Source organism: Rhodospirillales bacterium, assembly GCA_023898785.1.
GTDB lineage: Bacteria > Pseudomonadota > Alphaproteobacteria > Micavibrionales > Micavibrionaceae > TMED27.
Window position 1 is genome coordinate 594,709 of the sequence record CP060239.1, and the last position, 20,041, is coordinate 614,749.

Below are 20,041 nucleotides of genomic sequence, written 5' to 3' on the forward strand. Positions count from 1 at the left end.
GTTGGTTATTGTCATGCCGCCTGCCTGTGGTTTTGTTTCTCCGGGTGAAGGGCGCGGCCGCCGGAGCCGTTAGGCGGAGGCGGCAAGCCCGAGGCCGGAGAAACAAAATTTCGTTCATCATAAACGTCGTCCGGGGGTTGTCCATCAAATACCGAATGCGGCCTCTGCGCGTTGTAAAACGCCAGCCAGCGCCCGATATCCCGCCTGGCTTGCAGGCCGCTCTCGAACGCGTTCAGATACACGCATTCATATTTCAGACTCCGCCACAGCCGCTCGATGAACACATTGTCCATCCAGCGGCCCTTGCCGTCCATCGAGATCGCGATCCCGTTTTCTTTCAGGACGCCCGTCCACGCGTCCGCCGTGAACTGGCTGCCCTGATCGGTATTGAAGATCTCCGGCGGCCCGTAGCGGGCGATGGCTTCCTCCAGCGCCTCCACGCAAAAGCGCGTTTCCATCGTGTTCGACAGCCGCCAGGCCAGCACCTTCCGGCTGGCCCAGTCCATGATCGCTACCAGATACAAAAACCCGCGTTTGACAGGGATGTACGTGATATCCGCGCACCATACATGGTTCGGGCGGGTGATCGTGAGCCCCTTGAGCCGGTAGGGATAAATCCGGTGGCCGGGATGCGGCATCGAAGTGCGCGGCCTTTGATAGACCGCCTCGATTCCCATCAGGCGCATCAGACGCCGCACGCGGGTGCGGCCTACCTCGTACCCCTGACGGCGCAGATGACCCTCCTTCGGTCATAGATCGTAGCTTAACTCACTGTCCGAATTCTTGGGGCCACCTCTACCTAACGGGCAAACAGTTATTTTGTCCGATACGGTGGGATTTATTGCTGATTTGCCGACGCACTTGATTGCGGCGTTTCGCGCGACTTTGGAACAAACGCTGCATGCGGATGTTATTTTGCATGTGATTGATGCAGCGCGACCGGATTATCAAGCGCAGCGTCGGGACGTTATTGAGATTTTAGGGGATCTGGGAATAGAATATGAAAATGATTCTCGGATCATTGAGGTTTATAACAAGGTTGATCAGCTTTCAGATGAGGATCGGAAGGATTTTGGGCGCGATGTGCTGCGTTTTGAACTGCATCGGGTTTTAATTTCAGCTGTCTTCGGGCAAGGGATTGATAATTTGCTCAATAAGGTTGCCGAGGTTACGGCCAGGCAGCATATTGAAGTGAGTTACCATATTCCTCATGCGGATGGGAAGGCGCTGTCATGGCTGTATGAGCATGCGGAAATGTTGGGCCGCAACGATGGCGCCGAGTCGGCGCGGTGTCGGGTGCGCATTTGTGATGCAGATCATAAAAAATTCAAGATACGGTTTGGGTATGAGGAAGTAGAGAGTAGCCTTGAGGATCAGATATAGGTCATTTGTGCTCTTTTTGCTTTTGATTGACCCAGGCTTGCTCCATTTGCTCCAAAGATGCATCCTTCAAATCTATAGATTTTTGTTTAAGTTCTTTTTCTAATCCCCTGAAACGCCTTTCAAATTTATCATTACACTCTCTAAGGGCCGTTTCGGGGTTGATGTTCAGCATGCGCGCGAGATTGGCTAAAACGAAAAGCAGGTCACCAAGCTCATCGGTTTTTTGTTCTAATGTGCCTGAGGCAAGCGCTTCACGCATTTCGACGAGTTCTTCTTCGAGTTTGTCCAAAACTTGCTCAGGCCCAGGCCATTCAAAGCCAACTTTAGCGGCTTTTTTCTGGAGTTTTTCGGCGCGCAGCAATGCCGGCAGGGCTTTGGTGACGCCGTCCAAGGCGCTATCGTTGTGCTTTGACTTTTTAGCTTTTTCTTCATTTTTTTTGGCGTCCCAGATTTTATTGACGTCTTCGGGGCTACTGGCATTCTGATCGCCAAAGACATGTGGATGCCGGGAAATCATCTTTTCAGTGATGTCGCGGATGACGTCCTCAATCGTAAAAATATTGTCTTCGGCAGCCATCTGGGCGTGATAAATTGGCTGAAGCAGTAAATCGCCCAATTCTTCACGTAGATCGCTCATATCATTGCGCTCAATCGCATCGGCGACTTCGTAGGCTTCTTCGATTGTGTATGGGGCGATGGTTTTAAAATTTTGCTGTAAATCCCACGGACAGCCGCCATCAGGATTGCGTAGCGCGGCCATCACAGCGATTAAATCTTCGATAGGGTGTTTGTTTGGGACTTTGGTCACTTAAAGCGTATTCCTGATAACAAAAGAGTGATAATATATATTATGGAAATTAATGGGTGTTGTTTTTTATTGCCATTTTGTTGATAACACAGATTGGTTCTGCGCTGAAATACTGACATGTTACGTATGATTATTACGAGTATTGTTTTTTTCAAAGAACCATGTATCTATTGTGTCCATGAATATGGCGGCTCCACATAGATTTGCATTTGGCGATAACTGGGAAAAATTTTCAACACTTGTCACTAATTCGGAGATTGATGAAGCTGTTGTGAAGCTGAAACAGATGTTGCTGAAAAACTCTTTGGATAACAAAAGTTTTTTGGATGTGGGCTGCGGATCGGGTTTGCATTCTTTGGCAGCCGTACGTCTGGGTGCACGAACTGTGCATGCTTTTGATATTGATCCGCAAAGTGTTTCCACGACGAAGAAGCTTCTTTCTACCTACGCTCCTGATTATCCTGCGCATGTTGAGCTTAAAAATGTGCATGAAGCGGCGCCGGTCAATGATCACGACCGTTACGATATTGTTTATAGCTGGGGGGTTTTGCATCATACAGGCGATATGCGGGATGCAATCAGGAAAGCATCCGCTTTTGTCGCTCCTGACGGCAAGTTTATTATTGCCATTTACAAAAAATCTCCTTTGTGTGCCTTCTGGCGCGTTGAAAAATCATTTTATTCTCGGATGCCGCCCTTTTTGCAATTTCCAATTACAGCGGTCTTTTCAGGAATATATCTTTTGGGAGTACTTATAAACGGTAAAAATCCCGTAGAATATGTTAAGTCGTACAAAGGGTTTCGCGGTATGAATTTTTGGCATGACATGATTGATTGGCTTGGCGGTTATCCGTATGAATCGGCAAGCCCGGCGGAAATGAAGGCATTTTTCTCTGATCTTGGTTTTGATTTGGACGCTGAATATAATACCGATCCTGTTAAGGCTATGGGTGTGTTTGGGTGTGGTTGCGCCGAATATGTGTTTTCACGCGCTCCTACATAAACAAAGAGCGAGTCAAGCATAAGAAATCATGATGACTATCCAACGTAAAGCGCCTTCTTTTCCTCAAGATAATAGTATCCCTGCTCCGTATGCGCAGCTTTTTAAAGCATTCCAAACGCACAAGATTTTATGGTGCAGTTGGAAGAGTAATGAGCACCTGATTGAGGGGCTGCTAGGGAAAACGGATATTGATATAATTTTTGAAGAGCATGAGCGCAGGCGTGTCATCGAAATTATGCGACTTTGTGGTTTTGTGATTTTTCAAGCACCCGATCATAGATGTTATCCCGGAATTATTGACGCCATATGTGCTGATTGTGAAAGCGGGCGTATCTTGCATGCGCATTCGCATTTCCTTTTGGCAGGTGGTGAAAAGTATCTGAAAAATCAAATGCTTCCCTGGAATGCGTTTATCCTTGAAGGTCGGGCCGTATCGGAATTGGCACCTGACATTTATACGTCCAGCCCTGATGTTGAGGCGGTTTTGTTGCTTGTTCGGGAATCCTTGAAAATACGCTGGCGTGACTGGCGGCGCTTAAGGGATGATGAAATGTGGGGTAGCAAGGGATTTAAGGCTGAGCTTGCGTGGCTCCGGGAAAGAGCTGCTGTGGATGATGTTCGTAAGTCTGCAGAGAAATTATTAAATGCGGAGATTGCTGAATTTGTTTGTGAGTTGTTCACGCAAAAACCGACTTTGGAACGGTTTTTACGATTAAAGCAATGTGTCAGAGCATTTTCTTCAGAGCATGGCTGGAACAGAATGAGCCCGGTTATGGCCCTATTTACGGTATGGTTCCGTGAAGTGATGTATATAATTATTCGCATTACTGAAAAGATGCGGCTTCCCTCCCCTTTTATACGCAGGCGTGTACTTCCGGGCTGCGGGATGATTGTTGCCTGTATTGGCCCAGACGGATCCGGCAAATCAACTGTTACGAAAACACTTCAGGCACAATGGCAGGATAAAATCGATGTGGTTCGCGTTTATTTTGGCACGGGAGACGGTGCGACCTTTTTTTTACAGCGGTTACTTAAGCTTTTTATTCGTGCTGGGCTTAAGACTAAGGAGCTTTTAAAGCCTCAGCACAAAAACTTTGCTACTGAAGTCAAAACTGTTGATGCTTCTTCAACTCGACCCTCGTATACAGCCTCGCCTGTTAAGCTTGCGGAGGCTGTTGTTGGTGTGCTGGCGAAAAAACAACTTATGCGGCGTATTTGCAGGTTAAGGCATAAGGGGATTTTGGTCATTTGTGATCGTTGGCCACAAAACCAAATTCCTGAGATAAATGACGGGCCGTTACTTGCGCGTTTTAAAGACAGTAATCGCTGGCTTTATCGCCACCTTGCGCATTGGGAGGAGAAACAATTTTTTCAAATATGCAGTATGCAGGCGCCTGATATTCTTGTGCGTCTTAATCCTTCTGTTGATATTGCGGTTGGAAGGAAAGAAGAAAATAAAAAGATTGTGGCGTTGATTGCTCAAAAGATAGATGCGTTCAAGAAACTTGATTTTTGGGATGCAGGAGAGGTTCATGATATTGATGCGGATGATCAGCTTAATGAAGTTTTATACCAGACACGTGAGATTATCTGGGGGCATTTGCAAAAGCGTCCGATTTCCAGGCCCGACTTTTATGAATGTTTTGGTTTGCCGGGGAGTGGAAAGACTACAGTTTGCAAAGATATTTACACCAGAGCAGTGTTGGGCGGCGTTACCGATATTTTTGAAGCTCGCCCTTTTACATTCTTTCAGAAAGCGCAGTTAACCGTATATTCCTTGTTTTCCGATTTTGTTGTTTATTTTCTTTTAGCAAAGCTTTGTTTTGACATGAATATTCGTGATAGGGAGGCGCTTAATTATCTGTTTCGCCTACCTGTACAAAAGCTAAGACTTAAAAATGCTGTAAATGAAAAACGCTATCTTATAGAGCAACTTTTTTTACAAAACATTTGGTCGGCCTTTATCTGTGCGAAAATTACGGAAGTTAAGCCTGCTACTCTCAGCCCGCTTATTCAATATTTTTACCGAGATTTAGATGGTGCTTTTTTGTATTTTGACACTACGCCTGAGATAGTGAGTGCGCGCATTGCCAAAAGGATAGATGGCACAAGCCGTTTTGATGGTATGGATGCGCGCGATATTGAGGAACGTTTCCGAGGTTGTGGCGCTGGATCTCTTATGGATGATATTGCGACGGCGGCATTGTTTGCCGGGCTTGATGTATATGTTGTTGATGCCAGCGGATCCGTTCATCTTATTTTGGAAAAAGTACTGGATTTGATTGTGCCAATCTCTGCTATCGAGGTTGCAGATACCGGACAAAGCGCTTGACTTTTTTATGGTGTTATTTGTAGATGATCACACCTTTTTATGCGTTTCATAAAAACAGCTTAAGCAACTCAGAATTATTCAGCTATCATGATTTTAAACACCTTTAGGCCATTAATAAATCTTTTTGCTTTGCTTTCGGCAGAGCAAAAAACGGGAGCGTTTAAATGCCTGGGAGTTATGATGGTTCTTGCCCTTATGGAGATTTTAGCGGCGAGTCTTATTGTTGCCATGGCGACGCAGATCACAGCGTTTGATAAGGAAACGAATACCCTGCCCTTTTTGGCTGTTGCATGCCTTATTGTGTTTGTCGTGAAAGGCGGTGTAACGCTTCTTGACAGCTATGTGCAAAATAGTTGGATACAATCTCTTATTCTTAATTTTAAAAAGAGGCTTGTTACTCGATATACTGAGATGGATTATGCCTATCAAATTACCTTGAATTCGGGCAGATCTTTGTCTGTTTTATACAATGATGCCGATATTTATATGCGTATCGGGCTTACATCCGCCGGGATTATGCTGTCCGAAATATCAGTATTCCTTATCCTTATCGCTTATCTGCTTTATTTACAGCCGGCTATAACGGCGGTTTTACTGATTATGTTCCTGATTATGGGGGGGCTTTTTATTTTATATCTTGTTCCCACTTTTAGAAAGTGGGGTAAGACAGTTCAGGAAACTGCGCAGGCTGGCTACCAAAAAGCGTTACAAATTTTACAGTCTTATAAGGATATTCTGATTTTTGGTAAAACGAATTATTTTATTTCCCTTTATATGGAGCAATCCATTTTACGTGCTCAGGTCACTGTAAAATCTGCCGTCGCACAAGTTTTGCCGCGTGCGTGCATTGAAGTTATTTTTGTTACGTTTTTTGCCGGCCTCGTCATGGTTTTTTTATGGCTGGACTATGATGTTACAGCACTGACAACTGTTTTGAGCGCGTATTTGTATGCAGGGTTCCGCTTGTTGCCGGGGCTTAATCGCATGATTATACAACTCAACAACGTTAAAATGTCTGAGGCTAGTATTGAACGAATAGTGTTAGAACTGAACAGTCCTTATCACAAAAGTGTATACCTCCCTGCTCCAAAGCTCACTTTTAAGCAAGCCATTAATGTTACCGACGTGTCTTTTAGTTATCCCAAAAAAGATGTTCATGTTTTGCATCATATAGATCTTGAAATTAAAAAAGGTGAGTTCATTGGCATTGTCGGGGAGACCGGATCAGGAAAATCTACGTTGCTCCATCTCTTGCTTGGTTTGCTTCTTCCTAATGAAGGGACGGTTCTTATTGATGGAAAATATCCGGCTAATTCTCCAGAGTGGCACAGCAAGATTGGGTATGCCGCGCAGAATTTTCATCTGATCGAAGGGTCTGTGGTCGATAATGTAGCCTTTGGTGTGCCGATTGATGAACGCGATATGGAGTTGGTTTACAAGGTTATCAAAAATGCAGAGCTTGGCCGGTTTATAGAAAAATTGCCAGATGGCCTTGATACGCAAATCGGTGAAAAAGGTGCGATGGTATCTGGTGGCGAGCGACAGCGCATTGCGCTTGCTCGTGCCTTATATCAACAGCCGGAAATATTGATGCTGGATGAGGCGACGTCTGCTCTTGATCTGGAAACGGAAAAATCGATCATGAATACGATTGAACATCTTAGAAAAGAAGATCTTACAATTATTGCTGTAACGCATCGTTTGGATACATTGAAGGCCGCTGACCGTGTTATTGTTGTGGAAAATGGTTCCATAGCGAAAGAAATTCATGAGAAGAAACGTGTTGTTGTTACACGCTAATTTTCAATCCGTCGTAGGCTGGTTTGTAGCTAACGGGAAGTTCTTTTAAGAGTGTTTGGTAGTCCATGTGCAGAGACAGGCTGCTGAGGATGACTTCCGAGGCACCAATCTGTTCGTTGAGGCGATAAATTGTTTTCAAATTGGCGTGTACAGCGTTTTGATCCTGATTATAGGCTGCGGCGTCAACGATCCAGGTTTTGATGCCGCACAGCGTCTCAATGGCCTGCTCGTCCAAATCGTGCATATCAAGGCTGTACGCGATGTCACCAAAGCGATAGCCAACACTTTGTATGCTGCCGTGATCCTGAATGAATGGTATGAAATTTATATCGCCGACAGTTTGTAGCTGGCCGAAATGGTTTTGAGTGAATTCATGCGGCTCCAGCATCGGTGGATAGAGATCGATTTTACCGCCATCAAACATATAAGCGAAACGCCATGATAAATCCGAAAGAGCTTCTTTATTTCCATATACTGGAACACGTTGTTTATTGCGGAAACGGATAATACGCAGATCATTAATGCCGTCTGTGTGGTCACTGTGGCTGTGCGTATAAAGAACAGCGTCGATTTGACGAATATCCTCACGGTTAATTTGTGTGCGAAAATCCGGCCCTGTATCGATGATCAGCGTTGTTTCGGCGCTTTGTACCGCGAGGCTAGAACGCGACCGGACGTTTTTCGGTTCATTTGGATCACAGTCCCCCCAATAATTACCGATGGCTGGAACACCCGAAGAGTTGCCGCAGCCGAGTATGGTGAGGGTTAATTTTTCACTCATAGAGTTTTGGCCCTGGTGAAAAGCTGGTGGAAATTCTGAGACGTGCGGGCGGCAAAGTTTTCTGTGTTTTGATCGAGCAATGTGGCGAGAAATTCGCCGGTGTGCCTCACATAGGCCGGATGATTAGTCTTACCGCGATGGGGAACAGGGGCAAGAAACGGCGCATCGGTTTCAATAAGAATGCGATCTAAGGGTACAGTTTTAGCTATTTCCTGAAGTTCGCGGGCGTTTTTGAAGGTTACAATGCCGGAAAATGAGATGTAAAAGCCGAGATCAAGGGCGGCTTTGACTAAATCTGGTCCGGAACTGAAGCAATGCATGACGCCGCGGAGCCGTCCATTACCCCCCTCCTCTTTCAAAATGCGCGCTATATCCTCATCAGCATCGCGGGCATGGACGATCAGTGGCAGGTCGGTGGCGATGCAGGCACGGATATGTTTGCGGAAAGATTCTTCCTGGGCATTTGGGGGGCTGTAATCATAGTAAAAATCAAGGCCAGTTTCGCCGATACCGATGATATTGGGGTCAGAGGTGGCCAGTTCTATGAGTTTTTCTTCGGTGATGGCTTGTTCTTCTGGTTTGCCCGCATCATGCGGATGGGTGCCTATGGAGCACCAGACATTATTACGGGCGCGGGCGATCTTGAGAATTTGCGGAAATTCATCTGATATGCGGCAGCAGATGGTGGTGAGTCCATCAATCCCCCGCCCCAGCGCTTCATCGGCAATTTCAAGCGGATCTGCGCCATTGAAGCGTTCGTGGTTTAGATGACAGTGGGAGTCTATCCACATTACGCCGCTTCTTCTTCAACAATCCGTGGAAAGACCCCTTCGGGCTTGTTGATGGTGCAACCCGGCTTGAGAGTAAAGTCGGGGCTGATATGTTCGAATGTGCGTTCATCTGCCGAGGCTTTAAGCTGATTAAGCATCTTTTCGGCTGAATTTGGAACGACAGGCTGGACGATAATTGCCAAGCAGCGAATGACTTCGGCCAGTACGTACAGCACGGTGTTCATGCGCGCCGGGTCCTCTTTTTTAAGTGTCCAAGGCGCTTGTTCATCGATATAGGCGTTGGCATCGGAAACAACGCGCCAAATCGTTTCCAGAGCGCGGTGGATTTGAAAGGCGTTAAAGTTATCGCGCGTTTTATACAGCATTGTATTGTACGCCTTATCTAACAGAGCTTTATCAATATCACTGAAAGCGCCGGGCTCAGGGTATGCACCATCGCAGTTTTTATGGATCATCGAAAGCGTACGTTGGGCCAGATTGCCCAGTCCATTCGCAAGGTCGGCGTTGATGCGGGTGATGGCTTGCTCATGACTGAAATTTCCGTCCTGACCGTGAGGAATTTCACGCATTAGAAAATAGCGAATTTGATCAAGACCGTACGTCTCGACTAATCCATCTGGTGAGAGCACGTTGCCGACTGATTTGGACATTTTTTCGCCCTGCACATTAATGAATCCATGGGCGAATACGGTTTCGGGAAGGTCGAGGTCTGCCGACATCAAAAAGGCTGGCCAATAGATACAGTGGAAGCGGATGATATCTTTGCCAATGACGTGGAACTGGGCAGGCCAGAACTTTTGGTAGCTCTCGCTTTGAATATCCGGATAGCCAATGCCGGTGATATAGTTGGTGAGCGCGTCAAGCCAGACATACATGACGTGATCTTCATCACCGGGAACCGGGATGCCCCATTTGAGGCGGCTTTTGTGGCGGGAGATGGACAAATCTTTCAGCCCGCCTTCCTGCTTCACGAAAGAAATGATTTCGTTGCGCCGCGAATCGGGTGCAATGAACCCTGGATGCGTCTCGTAATATTCAAGTAATTTCTTAGTATAGGATGATAACTTAAAGAAATAACTTGGTTCTTCTACCCATTCTACAGGCGTTCCATTGGGGGTGAATTTGGTGCCATTTTCGCTTTCTCGCAGCTCATCTTCGGCGAAGTATGCTTCTTCGCGGATGGAATACCAGCCTTCATATTTACCGAGATATATATCGCCTTTATCCTGCAGTTTTTTCCAAATGGCCTGAACGGATTTGTGGTGACGTTCTTCGGACGTGCGGATGAAGTCGTCATTGGAAATGTTCAAGGTTTCGGTCATTTTAATAAAGCTGGCTGCGTTTTTATCCGCGAAGTCTTTGGCGCTCATTGCGTTTTCTTCCGCGGTTTTGGCAACTTTTTCGCCGTGCTCATCGGTGCCAGTTAGAAAGAAGGTTTCACGGCCATCTAGACGTTGAAAACGGGCCATGACATCGGTGAGAATGCACTCATAGGCGTGGCCAAGGTGCGGCACGCCGTTGACGTAGGAAATGGCGGTGGTGATGTAAAATGGCGGTTTGGCCATATGTGTTACTCCCATACTCAAGGTACGTTTTAAACGTCAATCAGGCCGCAATGATGGAAAAAGCCCCGAGCACTGCCTGGCGTTTATCCAGATTGCTGCGCTCTACGCGGTCGAAATGATGCTTCAAGTTCTCACAGATTTTGAGCAAGGTTTCAAGAGAAGATTGTCTGTGCAGGCGCTCGATAGCCTCAATATGCAGCGCTGTAGAGTCTATCGCGTGGCCGCGGGCCTTGGCGGTAATCATTTGCGAGAAAATCCAGGGCAGCAGCAATGCAAAGCTTTGATAGGATTGGTCGTGGCCACCTCTGGCCAATCCATCGGCGAGTTTGTGTACGTCTGGCCATGACCATTCAGGGGCGTAGTCAAACAGGGTGAGAATTTCACTTAATGTGTCGAGGCCACCTTGTTCGAGATAGTGTATTCCCGCTCCGGCGCTGCCTTCGGATAGATGGTAGAGCGTATCAAGACGGGTTGGTTCGAGGGTGTGGCCTTGCATTTGCAACAAATACTCAAAGCTTTCCTTAGATGGTGGTGAGAATGAAAGCGTACGCGTTCGTGAGCGGATGGTTGGGATCATCGCGCCTAGGCGATGGCAGATGAGGATGAGCACCGCGCGCGGTGGCGGTTCTTCAAGTATTTTGAGAAGGGCGTTTTGGGCGCTGCGGTTCATTGTGTCGGCATCATCGATGATGACGACGCGCCAGCCACCGTCTTTGGAAGCGGTGAGGCGCAGAAATGGATTGACCTTGCGGATGGAATCGACGGCAATGCTGCCTTTGTACGTGTTTTTGGCAGCATCATATTCGCGCTCTATAGTGAGCAAATCGGCGTGGCCGCCTGAGGCAACCTGGCGGAAAACAGGATCAGCGGGGTTGATGTCCATGGTTTCGAGTATGCCAGCCGGTTCGTCAGCAAACATGGAATTCTGATTAGGGTCAGAAGCTTCGTGTTTAAGGAGTGTGCGTGCAAGACGGTAGGCAAAAGTGGCTTTACCGATGCCTTTGGGGCCGGAAAAAATCAGACCGTGGGGCATGCGGCCCGCGTTGATTTGCTCCAGCAGTCTGGTTTCAATGGATTTATGGTTCAGACAAAGGCTCATTTCACGCGGATGAGTGAGGCCTTCGGGCGTGGCAGCGTTTTCTACTTCCTGCTCTGCAATATCATTGGTTTCTGTTTCGGGGGGATCGGGTTCACCAAAGAGGTCCATTGTGCTGCTTCCCTACCTTGCTATTTTCTCGCGGACGATGTCTGCGATCTGGTTGGAAACAACATCTATATCCTGCATGGCTGGAATGACATGGCAGCGTTCAGGCTCCTTTCCTGCTATTTCTAGGAAGCCGCGGCGCAGGCGTTTGTGAAATTCTATATCCAGTTGTTCATAACGGTCTTCGCGCTCTTTGACATTAAACTGTTCGGCAGCGAGGCGACGATCGGAGCGACGCAAGCCTTCTTCAGGATCTATATCAAGAATGATGGTGAGATCGGGACCAAAATCGCCTAGGCTGAGAGCACCTATCTTTTCTATACTATCTATATTGTGGCTGTGACCGTAGCCTTGATAGGCAATTGTGGAATCGGTAAAGCGGTCGCAGATAACGATTTTGTTGTCTTCGAGAGCGGGTTTGATGATTTTTTCAACATGCATAACGCGTGCGGCGAATAGTAGCAGAATTTCAGCCGTTGGTGTCCAGTTACCGCCTTCGCGTTGGACAAGAAGATTGCGGATTTTTTCGCCTTCGGGAGTACCTCCAGGTTCACGGGTGGTGAGAATTTTTTGTCCGGTTTGCGAAAGTGTATGGGCAAGGCGATTGATTTGGGTGGTTTTACCACTGCCCTCGCCGCCTTCGAATGTAATGAAGAGTCCTTTATGCATTCAGATGTCCTATTTTCCGCCCAGTACCAGTTTGGCTTTGGCAAGTGTTTTAGCGAATAAGCCAAGTTCAGGCACATCTTCGGCAACATAAAGCGGGCGGGTAATGGTTTCCATACCGGGAATTGTGATTTCCAATGCGCCGAGTTCCTGGCCTTTTTTCACCGGTGCGATGAGCGGGCCATTATATTTGACCTGAATATTGATGTTGGCTCCGGCCATTTTGGGCAGAGTCAGGAAGACGTCTTCGTCGACGCTGAGTCCAACCTGCGCAGACTGTCCCATAACGATCTGCGCGTTTTCAATAACCTCGCCGGCCTTATAGAGTTTTTTATTCTCAAAACGTTTGAGTCCCCATTCCAGCAATTTAGCTGATTCTTCAGCGCGGGCACGCTCGTCTTCCAGACCGTTGATCACGAGCACAACACGGCGACCGTTTTGTGTGCCGGAACCAATGAGACCATAGCCGGCAGCTTCGGTGTGGCCGGTTTTGATGCCATCGGCGCCGATATTACGGTAGAGCAGCGGATTGCGGTTGGTTTGTTTGATGTTGTTATAGGTGAATTCCTTTTCCATGTAATATTTATAATAATCCGGAAAATCGTGAATAATGGCACGGCCCAGCGTAGCAAGATCACGCGCGGTTGAGTAATGTTCAGGATCAGGCCAGCCACTGGCATTGACGAAATGTGAGTTTTTCATGCCCAGCCCTGTAGCTTTATCGTTGATCATGTTAGCAAAGGCGTTTTCTGAACCGGCAAGCCCTTCTGCCAAAACGACGGTGGCGTCGTTGCCGGACTGGACGATGACGCCACGAATAAGATCTTCGACTTTTACGCGTTTATCGACTTCAACGAACATTTTGGAACCACCCATGCGCCAGGCTTTTTCACTCACTGGCAAGGTGTCGTTGAGGGAAATTTGGCCGTTTTTGATACTGTCGAAAACGGCATACATTGTCATAACCTTGCTCATCGATGAGGTGGGCATTTGCTCATCCATATTTTTTGAAAGCAGAACTGTGCCAGTCTCATAGTCGACAACAATGGCCTGTTTGGCCTTGGTTTCGATGGAGGCTGCATGCGCAGCCAGCACAGGCAGCCCACAGAACATTACAAGGCTTAAGGCAAGGGTGCATAATTTCAACATGGCGATCCATCTACTTTCATAGGGCGAATTTAAAAAACATGCCTCTAGAGTTGTAGATTCGCGCCGGAGAATCAACCAATTGCTTGGGAAATATTTACTTAATCGGTTACGACAATGGCATCGTCACGTCCGGCAGAGGCGAGCCTGGCGACAACCTGATTGGCCTGGGGTTCGTTTTGGAGAGGTCCGATGCGTACGCGAAAGTAGTTACGACCATTGACAACAGCACGTTGAACATGTGCATCACCGAAGTCCTTGAGTGTGTCAGCAACGCTTTTGGCTTTGACAGGGTCGCCGAAAGAGGCAGCTTGTACGTATATGCTTTGGGCTTGTTGTTGTGTGGCGTGTCTTATAGCAGCGGATGCATGCGCGTTATTAAGGGGTATGGCTTCAACAGGTTGGAGTGCGGCGACAGTGTGAGTTTCTACGTCTGGTTGGCGTGTAGGCTGGCGAGATGACGGTACAGTAGTCAAGCGATGGGAAGCCGGCTGGTAGTTGCGTTCGTTCATAGCCACCTCCATTCCACGAGTTGAACGGCCCTGTTTGGCGATAGCGGCTGCGTGTCTGCTTTCTTTGGCCAAGACCTGAATTTTTACCCGCGCTGTACCCTGATTTTTAAAGCCGAGAAGCTCGGCGCCACGTTTGGAGACATCAAGAATGCGGTTCTTTGAAAACGGACCCCGGTCATTCACGCGGGCGATAATTGAGCGGCCATTTTCGAGGTTGGTTACGCGGATGAGTGAAGGCATTTGTAGAGTTTTATGTGCAGCGGTGATCTCGTACATGTCAAACGTTTCGCCATTGGCTGTTTTCTTGCCATGGAAATTAGGGCCGTACCACGAGGCGACGCCGGTTTGTTCAAAGCTATATGTTTCGCGCGGTTTGTACCATTGTCCTGCGACCTTATAGGATGAGCCTACTTTAAACGTACCTTTGCTTTTGCTCGTTGCTGGAATAGGGGCTTTTTTAGCAACGTGGGAGGCAAGTTCAATCTCAGCGCAACCTGAAAGCAGTCCGGCATATAGGATTGTAATCAAGAGCGTGAGAAAGCGGCTATTCATGGTGATCTTCACTTCTTGGTTTTTAAAAAACTGTTTTAAGAGCGTTTATTGTGCGACCTGATTCGCTAGCAATCCGACGGATGTAGCAAAATACGTGGACTTATTCCACCTCATAATAACATGATAATTATCATAAACCAAGAAAACCCGACCATTGAGGCCATCTGGTGCGACTAAAGAGGCTCTAATTCCGGGGGCTGTCGGCAGATTTTCTCCGGATGGTAATGTTATCCCCATGGTTTTCCATTCATCGAGGCTCTTTTTGACTTTCAGACCGGTGAGGCTTTCAGGGAAGTCTTGGGGGATTTTGACCTCCCTGCCCCAACGCTGATCCGCTTTCCAGCCGCTTTTGCTTAAATAATTGGCGGTGGAGGCAAATACATCGGGCAGGCTCGCCCAGATGTCGCGGCGGCCATCGTTGTTTCCGTCAACGGCGAAAGCATGGAAGCTGGAAGGCATGAACTGATTTTGTCCCATGGCCCCGGCCCATGAGCCTTTCATATCGGCTGGTGAAATATGGCCTTGATCAAGGATTTTGAGGGCATACATCAGTTCATTGCGGAAAAATTCCGCGCGGCGACCATCGTGGGCGAGTGTGGCGAGCGCTGGCACGACTTTAAATCCGCCAGTATTGGAGCCGTAATTGGTTTCGATTCCCCAGAGTGCAACGATATAGTTGGCAGGAACGCCGTATTTCCGAGCAGCGCGTTCTAATTCTGCGCGGTGTTTGCGGTACATAGTGCGCCCCTGGTCGATGCGCTGTTGATTAATCACCTTATGATAATATTCGTTGAAGGTCATGCGGCCTTCGGGCTGTTTGCGGTCAAGTTCGATAACCCGAGGAATAGGCTCAATGCCGGTGAGCGCCACATCGATGGTTTTGTTTGAGATCCCTTTGCTTGCAGCTTCATGGCGCAGATCTTTAAGCCATTGATCAAAGGGCTGGGCAGCCTGCGCTGATACAGGCAATAATAATGCTATCAGGAGAAACCGTTTGATACGCATCGTTTAGCTCTTTCTGTTTTTTCGCATGCTTTCGTCATGATACAGTTTTGACATGACTTCGAAAATAAAGGCTGTGCTCCAACCAAACAATATAAAACCATTTGCGGATTGAAATGAACTGATTAATCGCCAGTCCTCCCCCAATACGACATCGCCGAAGCCTACGGTTGTGAAGGTTGAGGTCGAAAAGTACAGTGCGGATTCCATGTCAGGCAGCGCATCAACCATCAGATAAAAAACGGCCCAAATCCAAATTTGTACAATATGGGCCGAAAATACGCCCAAAACCGCGATTGTGAGCATGGCTGCTTTCCAAAGCATACGGAACCACATGAAAATCCGGTTGCTGTGTTCCTCCAGTGTGTACATCAGCCTATCCAGTGCCAGAGCGTGGATGAGCACCGTTAAGCCGATTAGAAAGGCGCCAATGGCAAATTGTATGAGCAAAATTTCGGCTTTCGTTGATATTTTTTCTGGACACAGACTTATAAATATCGCTAAAAAGTCATGCACTGACAAGTCGTCATCTAAAGGCTTGCACATATTTAAGGAGGGATGGCCGAGTGGTTGAAGGCAGCAGTCTTGAAAACTGCCGTAGGGGTAACTCTACCGTGGGTTCGAATCCCACTCCCTCCGCCATTTATTTGGTCTTCTCCCCGCGGTACCATAGATCATCAAGAGGTTTTCTGATGGAGCGCCCAAACGCCTTTCGAGCTTGAGCGTAGCCTATGCGTCCTTGAAATCTGACATGCTCAGGCTTTCCGTTCCATATCTCGGTACATTTTTTATCCAGGAGTTCAGCCATCTTGCGGGCACGTCCGTCTTTCGTGAAATCTATCTTGTTGCGCCCATAGAAGCTAAACACAATTGGAGCGTAACCGGGATGAAGCGCCAATCCTAATTCGGTCGCCGTTAGCCAGAAGCGCTGTATGGCCATGCCCGATGCAATAAAATCCTCTTTTGTCGGCTTTTTTTCGCTTTTCGCAAAAAGTGTAAAATGAGCGGCGCACAATAGCCCCGGTAAAACGTCCATCTCAAGGCGAGGCATGAGGGTTCCCCCCATATACGTGTTCATAAAACGGACTCTTTCCCATTTTTTCATAATTTTACGCATAAGCATGCGTGTTAACGGCGAGAGACCGGTGGCGGCATCTGGAATAGCGTTTTCACTCAGCTTATGATCCCAGTCGAGTATCTTTTTGTGAACAGGGTAGGCCTCAGGGATGCTCAGGCGAATGTCCGTGCCGATAGCGTTGACTTTAACGATATTCCAGCGATCTTTTAGATCTAAATGCCACTGAATTGAAAAATCGTCGCCGACACTTTGCTCCAAGGCCTGAATAGCCGTATCGTCAAGGCTTTTGAGTTTAAACGGATAGCGATTAACGCTACGTTCTTTGATAAATTTTGCAAGCTTTTCCGGTTGAACGGAGGCGTCTTTAGGCAAGTCGACGGCAATTTTAAACCCGGTTTCACACTCGTCCTCAAGAGCCCAGACCAGCTTGCGGCCAAAATCCGCTGCCGCCAACCGCGCAGATTCCAAAAGCGTGCCGGCGCTTTGGTATACGGGAATGCCGTCGCCGAGTTCGTAAACGTTATTGTCGCCACCAAGTCTGAGGTGAATGCGTACGGCGCTGTCCCCGGTTCTCTCAAAACGCCATGGCTGGCTGTTGTCCCCGCTCGGAGCCCAGCGCGCCATATCCAAAATCGCTACGATTTCGTCATCTGTTTCGATAGGTTTTTGTGTATCTCTAAGCTTTTCTTGCTGTTTGAGATCTGCGAGATGTTTTTTTTCCATATGTAATTTCAGCCTTTGTAAAGGGTTTTTCGCGCCAAAGGGGATGAAACCGTTTTTCCATCTTCCTGTATACGCATCGAAATGGTGGTAATGAGGCGCTGCTTTGAGCTTTCCTCTTCCTAAAAGAATTTTAAGTGCTTCCGCGCCGGCAACACCTGCCGCCAACGAACAGCCCATGGGCGTTGAGGGGGCCTTTTTCGCATTGATATCGAGCCGCCACGGTTCGACAAGCGATGCCCAGTGTAAAGGCACCGGAAGAAGCCCTGCGACGAAGTGTATAATTTTTTCCTCTTCGGACATTTCCCTTGAGATGCCAAAATAATCGGCGAAACTCATTTTACCGGGCATAAAATTCAAATAAGCTGTCCCCATGCCAACGGGACCTGCGGTAATAACTGGAATTCCTTTATCATAGCAGGCCTCAAAGAAAAGAGAGCGCATATCCAAAACGAAGACATCGAAACCGTCAATGGCCAGATCCACCCCTTCCAAAAATGCGTCCAGGTTATCCTTGCTTATGCCTTCGGGAAAGGTTTTTATATCGAGTTCGGGGTTGATAAGGCGCGCTTTTTCCGCCATGACTTCGCTTTTTTCAAAGCCGATCGTGCTCATATCGGCTCCTATCTGACGGTTGAAATTCGCTACCTCAAAAACATCCATATCCGAGATGTTAAATGATCCTATGCCAAGTCTGACCAGTGTTAAAAGATGAAAACCGCCAACGCCCCCCATGCCGGGAATCGCGACACGCTTGGAACGCAAAACCTCCTGCTCACTCTCCGTGAGAAAACCGAGATTGCGGCTAAAGGCGGTCTCATAGTCGAAAGGGCTACCTGCCTCTGCAAGAGGCTTTGCTAAAAAAGGTCTGATAATAATAAAGCCTCCTCACGTTTCGGTCACAGGCCTGTTATATCATTATCGGGCCATTAAATGCCAAACATCATTGTGAGTATAGCTCATTTTTTCAAGAATATTGGATATATCTGAGAAAAAAGGACGTCTTTCCCCATGGTAAAGGAAAGTTTCCCCCACATAGTCCATTTTCAGTCCAATCATCTCGAGCTTTTTGAATAAAAACGGCTCCATAGCGCCTACCCAATGGGTTATATTGTGCGTTCTGCATAGCATGAAGCTGCCGGCCACAATCCCCAAAAAGCCCAGATTAAGTATGGCAGAGTCGTCATCTATCTTTTTCTTTCTTGTTTGCGCAATGCAAAATCTTGAAATTTCACCAACATTATAAGACATGTGCTTAACGGATTTAACAACCTCGTCGTGCACGACACCTTCTATAGGAAGAGCGTGTTTCTCATCCTTTACAATCAGACGTGTAGTACCGATATTGATACCGCTTTTATTATGTCTTACAAGCGCCATATGCGCCTTTTCATCATAGACGTCCTGTTCCAATCCTTCCAGATTATCTTCCGGATTTTCAAAAGGATTTTCAACGCAGTAGGCAAGATAGCGAATTCTCATAGCATCTTTTCTCAATTCCGGTGTATCCGCTAAAATAATTGAAAAATTATCGTGAAATTTCTGATATAAACTAAGCGGCTTTGAGATAGCAGCGCCCGTATTTGATAAAGGCGCAGCAAAAGTATTCCCCACAGAGGATAAGGACGATTTTGTAAACATAGATATACCCCATTATTTTTGTCATAGCACATAGTATAGTATGCGGAACAAGTGATAAAAAAACCTTAATATTCCATAATATTTTAAATATTGCGTTTGAAAGAGCGTCTGTGCCCATATATAGGACGAATTCTGTATATATTATAAGATGATAGCAGCGATAGCGATGGCAGTTTGGAAAGTGCGAGCATATCGCTCGTAACGTGTTCAGATACAGCGCCCGATCTAAAAAATCAGGAGATACGCTTCAGGTAACCGTCGGCTGCGACAGTTATCAAGATTTTACTTTCGATACGCTTGTCAATTTCCAGTTTAAGCCTTTTACCGTCAGCGGCTTTAATGTCTTCGTTTCCCAGATATTTCAAATATTTGTGCAGGGCTGTTTTGGGATTGTTGCCTTTGCCCCAGGGGCGATCGTTGTACATATCTTCCGGCATATCTTCGATACTACTATCATAGACGATGCAGTAGCTACCAATGCTTGTAAGAGGAGCATATGCCTTTAATTCTGCCAATACATGGTCGTGTGTATGATTCGAATCCAGTGATATTAATATTGTAGAAAAGTCTTTGGCGTAGTCGTACACTTTGGCAACCATATCCGGGGCGATTGATGAACCCTCAATCATGTCGATATGGTGCACCATGGGGTGTTTTTCAATCTCTGCCCTGTTATGGGCGCGTATATCTATGTCGATGCCAAGAACCTTACGTTTGCTGGCCTTAGGGTCAAGTGTCTTCCCTGCTTGCACTGCATCGCAATAATCCAGTTGTGCCAGGGCTGCGGCATTGGCTATTAGCGAACCTCCATGCGCAATTCCCGTCTCAATAATAAGATCGGGACGTACGGACCAGATCAATTCCTGCATGGCGACCATATCTTGCGGATATTGAATGATAGGTCTTCCCAACGCAGTAAAATTATAGGAATAATTTCTTAGGCCGCTTTCCTTCAAAAATTCCATGGCAAAAGCTTGGAGAGATGTGTCCTTCGAAAGAATTTCAAGGTTATTTTCAACCTCTTTCTTGAACGTTAAAATCTGGTTCATATCGTACC

General features: G+C 47.1%; 17 protein-coding genes, 1 tRNA gene and 1 pseudogene. 5 read left to right on the plus strand and 14 right to left on the minus strand.

Features of this window, described 5'->3' with window-relative positions:
* Positions 1 to 11 precede the first annotated feature (11 nt).
* The gene (locus H6859_03090) at positions 12 to 698 is read right to left on the minus strand and encodes an IS3 family transposase (GenBank protein ID USO06195.1); all 687 of its coding nucleotides are present in this window, start codon (positions 696 to 698) and stop codon (positions 12 to 14) included.
* Positions 699 to 819: 121 nt separating this feature from the next.
* Here H6859_03090 and H6859_03095 point away from each other — a divergent pair, with 121 nt between their 5' ends.
* Positions 820 to 1,383, plus strand: a complete 564-nt coding sequence (locus H6859_03095) for a hypothetical protein (GenBank protein USO06196.1) — start codon at positions 820 to 822, stop codon at positions 1,381 to 1,383.
* Between the two features lies 1 nt (position 1,384).
* On the opposite strand, the gene mazG is transcribed toward H6859_03095, so the two are convergent.
* A complete protein-coding gene (gene mazG / locus H6859_03100; GenBank protein USO06675.1) occupies positions 1,385 to 2,143 on the minus strand; it encodes a nucleoside triphosphate pyrophosphohydrolase in 759 nt (252 codons plus the stop codon).
* A 226-nt stretch (positions 2,144 to 2,369) separates the two neighbouring features.
* On the opposite strand from mazG, the gene H6859_03105 reads away from it, so the two are divergent.
* The 3 genes from H6859_03105 (at position 2,370) to H6859_03115 (ending at position 7,326) form a co-directional block, all read left to right on the plus strand.
* On the plus strand, positions 2,370 to 3,194 hold the full coding sequence (locus tag H6859_03105; GenBank protein ID USO06197.1) for a class I SAM-dependent methyltransferase: 825 nt from the start codon (positions 2,370 to 2,372) through the stop codon (positions 3,192 to 3,194).
* A 505-nt stretch (positions 3,195 to 3,699) separates the two neighbouring features.
* Positions 3,700 to 5,526, plus strand: coding sequence for a hypothetical protein (locus tag H6859_03110; GenBank protein ID USO06198.1), 1,827 nt, complete (start codon positions 3,700 to 3,702; stop codon positions 5,524 to 5,526).
* A gap of 177 nt (positions 5,527 to 5,703) precedes the next feature.
* Positions 5,704 to 7,326, plus strand: coding sequence for an ABC transporter ATP-binding protein (locus H6859_03115; GenBank protein ID USO06199.1), 1,623 nt, complete (start codon positions 5,704 to 5,706; stop codon positions 7,324 to 7,326).
* Here the strand turns inward: H6859_03115 and H6859_03120 are convergent.
* From H6859_03120 to H6859_03160, 9 genes are all read right to left on the minus strand, one after another.
* Positions 7,316 to 8,107, minus strand: a complete 792-nt coding sequence (locus tag H6859_03120) for an MBL fold metallo-hydrolase (protein USO06200.1) — start codon at positions 8,105 to 8,107, stop codon at positions 7,316 to 7,318. The genes H6859_03115 and H6859_03120 overlap by 11 nt on opposite strands.
* Positions 8,104 to 8,898, minus strand: coding sequence for a TatD family hydrolase (locus H6859_03125; GenBank protein USO06201.1), 795 nt, complete (start codon positions 8,896 to 8,898; stop codon positions 8,104 to 8,106). The genes H6859_03120 and H6859_03125 overlap by 4 nt, the downstream gene beginning before the upstream one ends.
* Positions 8,898 to 10,463, minus strand: a complete 1,566-nt coding sequence (locus H6859_03130) for a methionine--tRNA ligase (GenBank protein USO06202.1) — start codon at positions 10,461 to 10,463, stop codon at positions 8,898 to 8,900. Before H6859_03130 ends, H6859_03125 begins: the two co-directional genes overlap by 1 nt.
* Positions 10,464 to 10,503: 40 nt before the next feature.
* Positions 10,504 to 11,670, minus strand: coding sequence for a DNA polymerase III subunit delta' (locus tag H6859_03135; GenBank protein USO06203.1), 1,167 nt, complete (start codon positions 11,668 to 11,670; stop codon positions 10,504 to 10,506).
* A gap of 12 nt (positions 11,671 to 11,682) precedes the next feature.
* Complete coding sequence (locus H6859_03140) at positions 11,683 to 12,336, minus strand: dTMP kinase (GenBank protein USO06204.1); 654 nt, start codon at positions 12,334 to 12,336, stop codon at positions 11,683 to 11,685.
* A gap of 9 nt (positions 12,337 to 12,345) precedes the next feature.
* Complete coding sequence (locus tag H6859_03145) at positions 12,346 to 13,482, minus strand: D-alanyl-D-alanine carboxypeptidase (protein ID USO06205.1); 1,137 nt, start codon at positions 13,480 to 13,482, stop codon at positions 12,346 to 12,348.
* A 98-nt stretch (positions 13,483 to 13,580) separates the two neighbouring features.
* The gene (locus tag H6859_03150) at positions 13,581 to 14,543 is read right to left on the minus strand and encodes a septal ring lytic transglycosylase RlpA family protein (GenBank protein USO06206.1); all 963 of its coding nucleotides are present in this window, start codon (positions 14,541 to 14,543) and stop codon (positions 13,581 to 13,583) included.
* Positions 14,544 to 14,588: 45 nt separating this feature from the next.
* Complete coding sequence (locus H6859_03155; GenBank protein ID USO06207.1) at positions 14,589 to 15,548, minus strand: lytic murein transglycosylase; 960 nt, start codon at positions 15,546 to 15,548, stop codon at positions 14,589 to 14,591.
* 3 nt (positions 15,549 to 15,551) lie between these two features.
* Positions 15,552 to 15,995: a two pore domain potassium channel family protein gene (locus tag H6859_03160; protein USO06208.1), complete on the minus strand. Its 444-nt coding sequence runs from the start codon at positions 15,993 to 15,995 to the stop codon at positions 15,552 to 15,554.
* A gap of 102 nt (positions 15,996 to 16,097) precedes the next feature.
* Between H6859_03160 and H6859_03165 the strand changes: the two genes are divergently transcribed.
* A tRNA-Ser gene (locus H6859_03165) sits at positions 16,098 to 16,187 on the plus strand.
* Positions 16,188 to 17,349: 1,162 nt separating this feature from the next.
* Here the strand turns inward: H6859_03165 and H6859_03170 are convergent.
* The 3 genes and pseudogenes from H6859_03170 to H6859_03180 all read right to left on the minus strand — a co-directional run bounded on the left by H6859_03170 (position 17,350) and on the right by H6859_03180 (position 20,033).
* Positions 17,350 to 18,222: pseudogene (locus tag H6859_03170) on the minus strand (ThiF family adenylyltransferase).
* A gap of 39 nt (positions 18,223 to 18,261) precedes the next feature.
* Positions 18,262 to 18,984 carry a GNAT family N-acetyltransferase gene (locus tag H6859_03175; protein ID USO06209.1) on the minus strand — a complete coding sequence of 241 codons (723 nt, stop codon included), beginning with the start codon at positions 18,982 to 18,984 and terminating at the stop codon, positions 18,262 to 18,264.
* 233 nt (positions 18,985 to 19,217) lie between these two features.
* Positions 19,218 to 20,033 (minus strand): cephalosporin hydroxylase family protein, encoded by an 816-nt coding sequence (locus tag H6859_03180; protein ID USO06210.1) that lies wholly within the window; start codon positions 20,031 to 20,033, stop codon positions 19,218 to 19,220.
* Between the last annotated feature and the right edge of the window lie 8 nt (positions 20,034 to 20,041).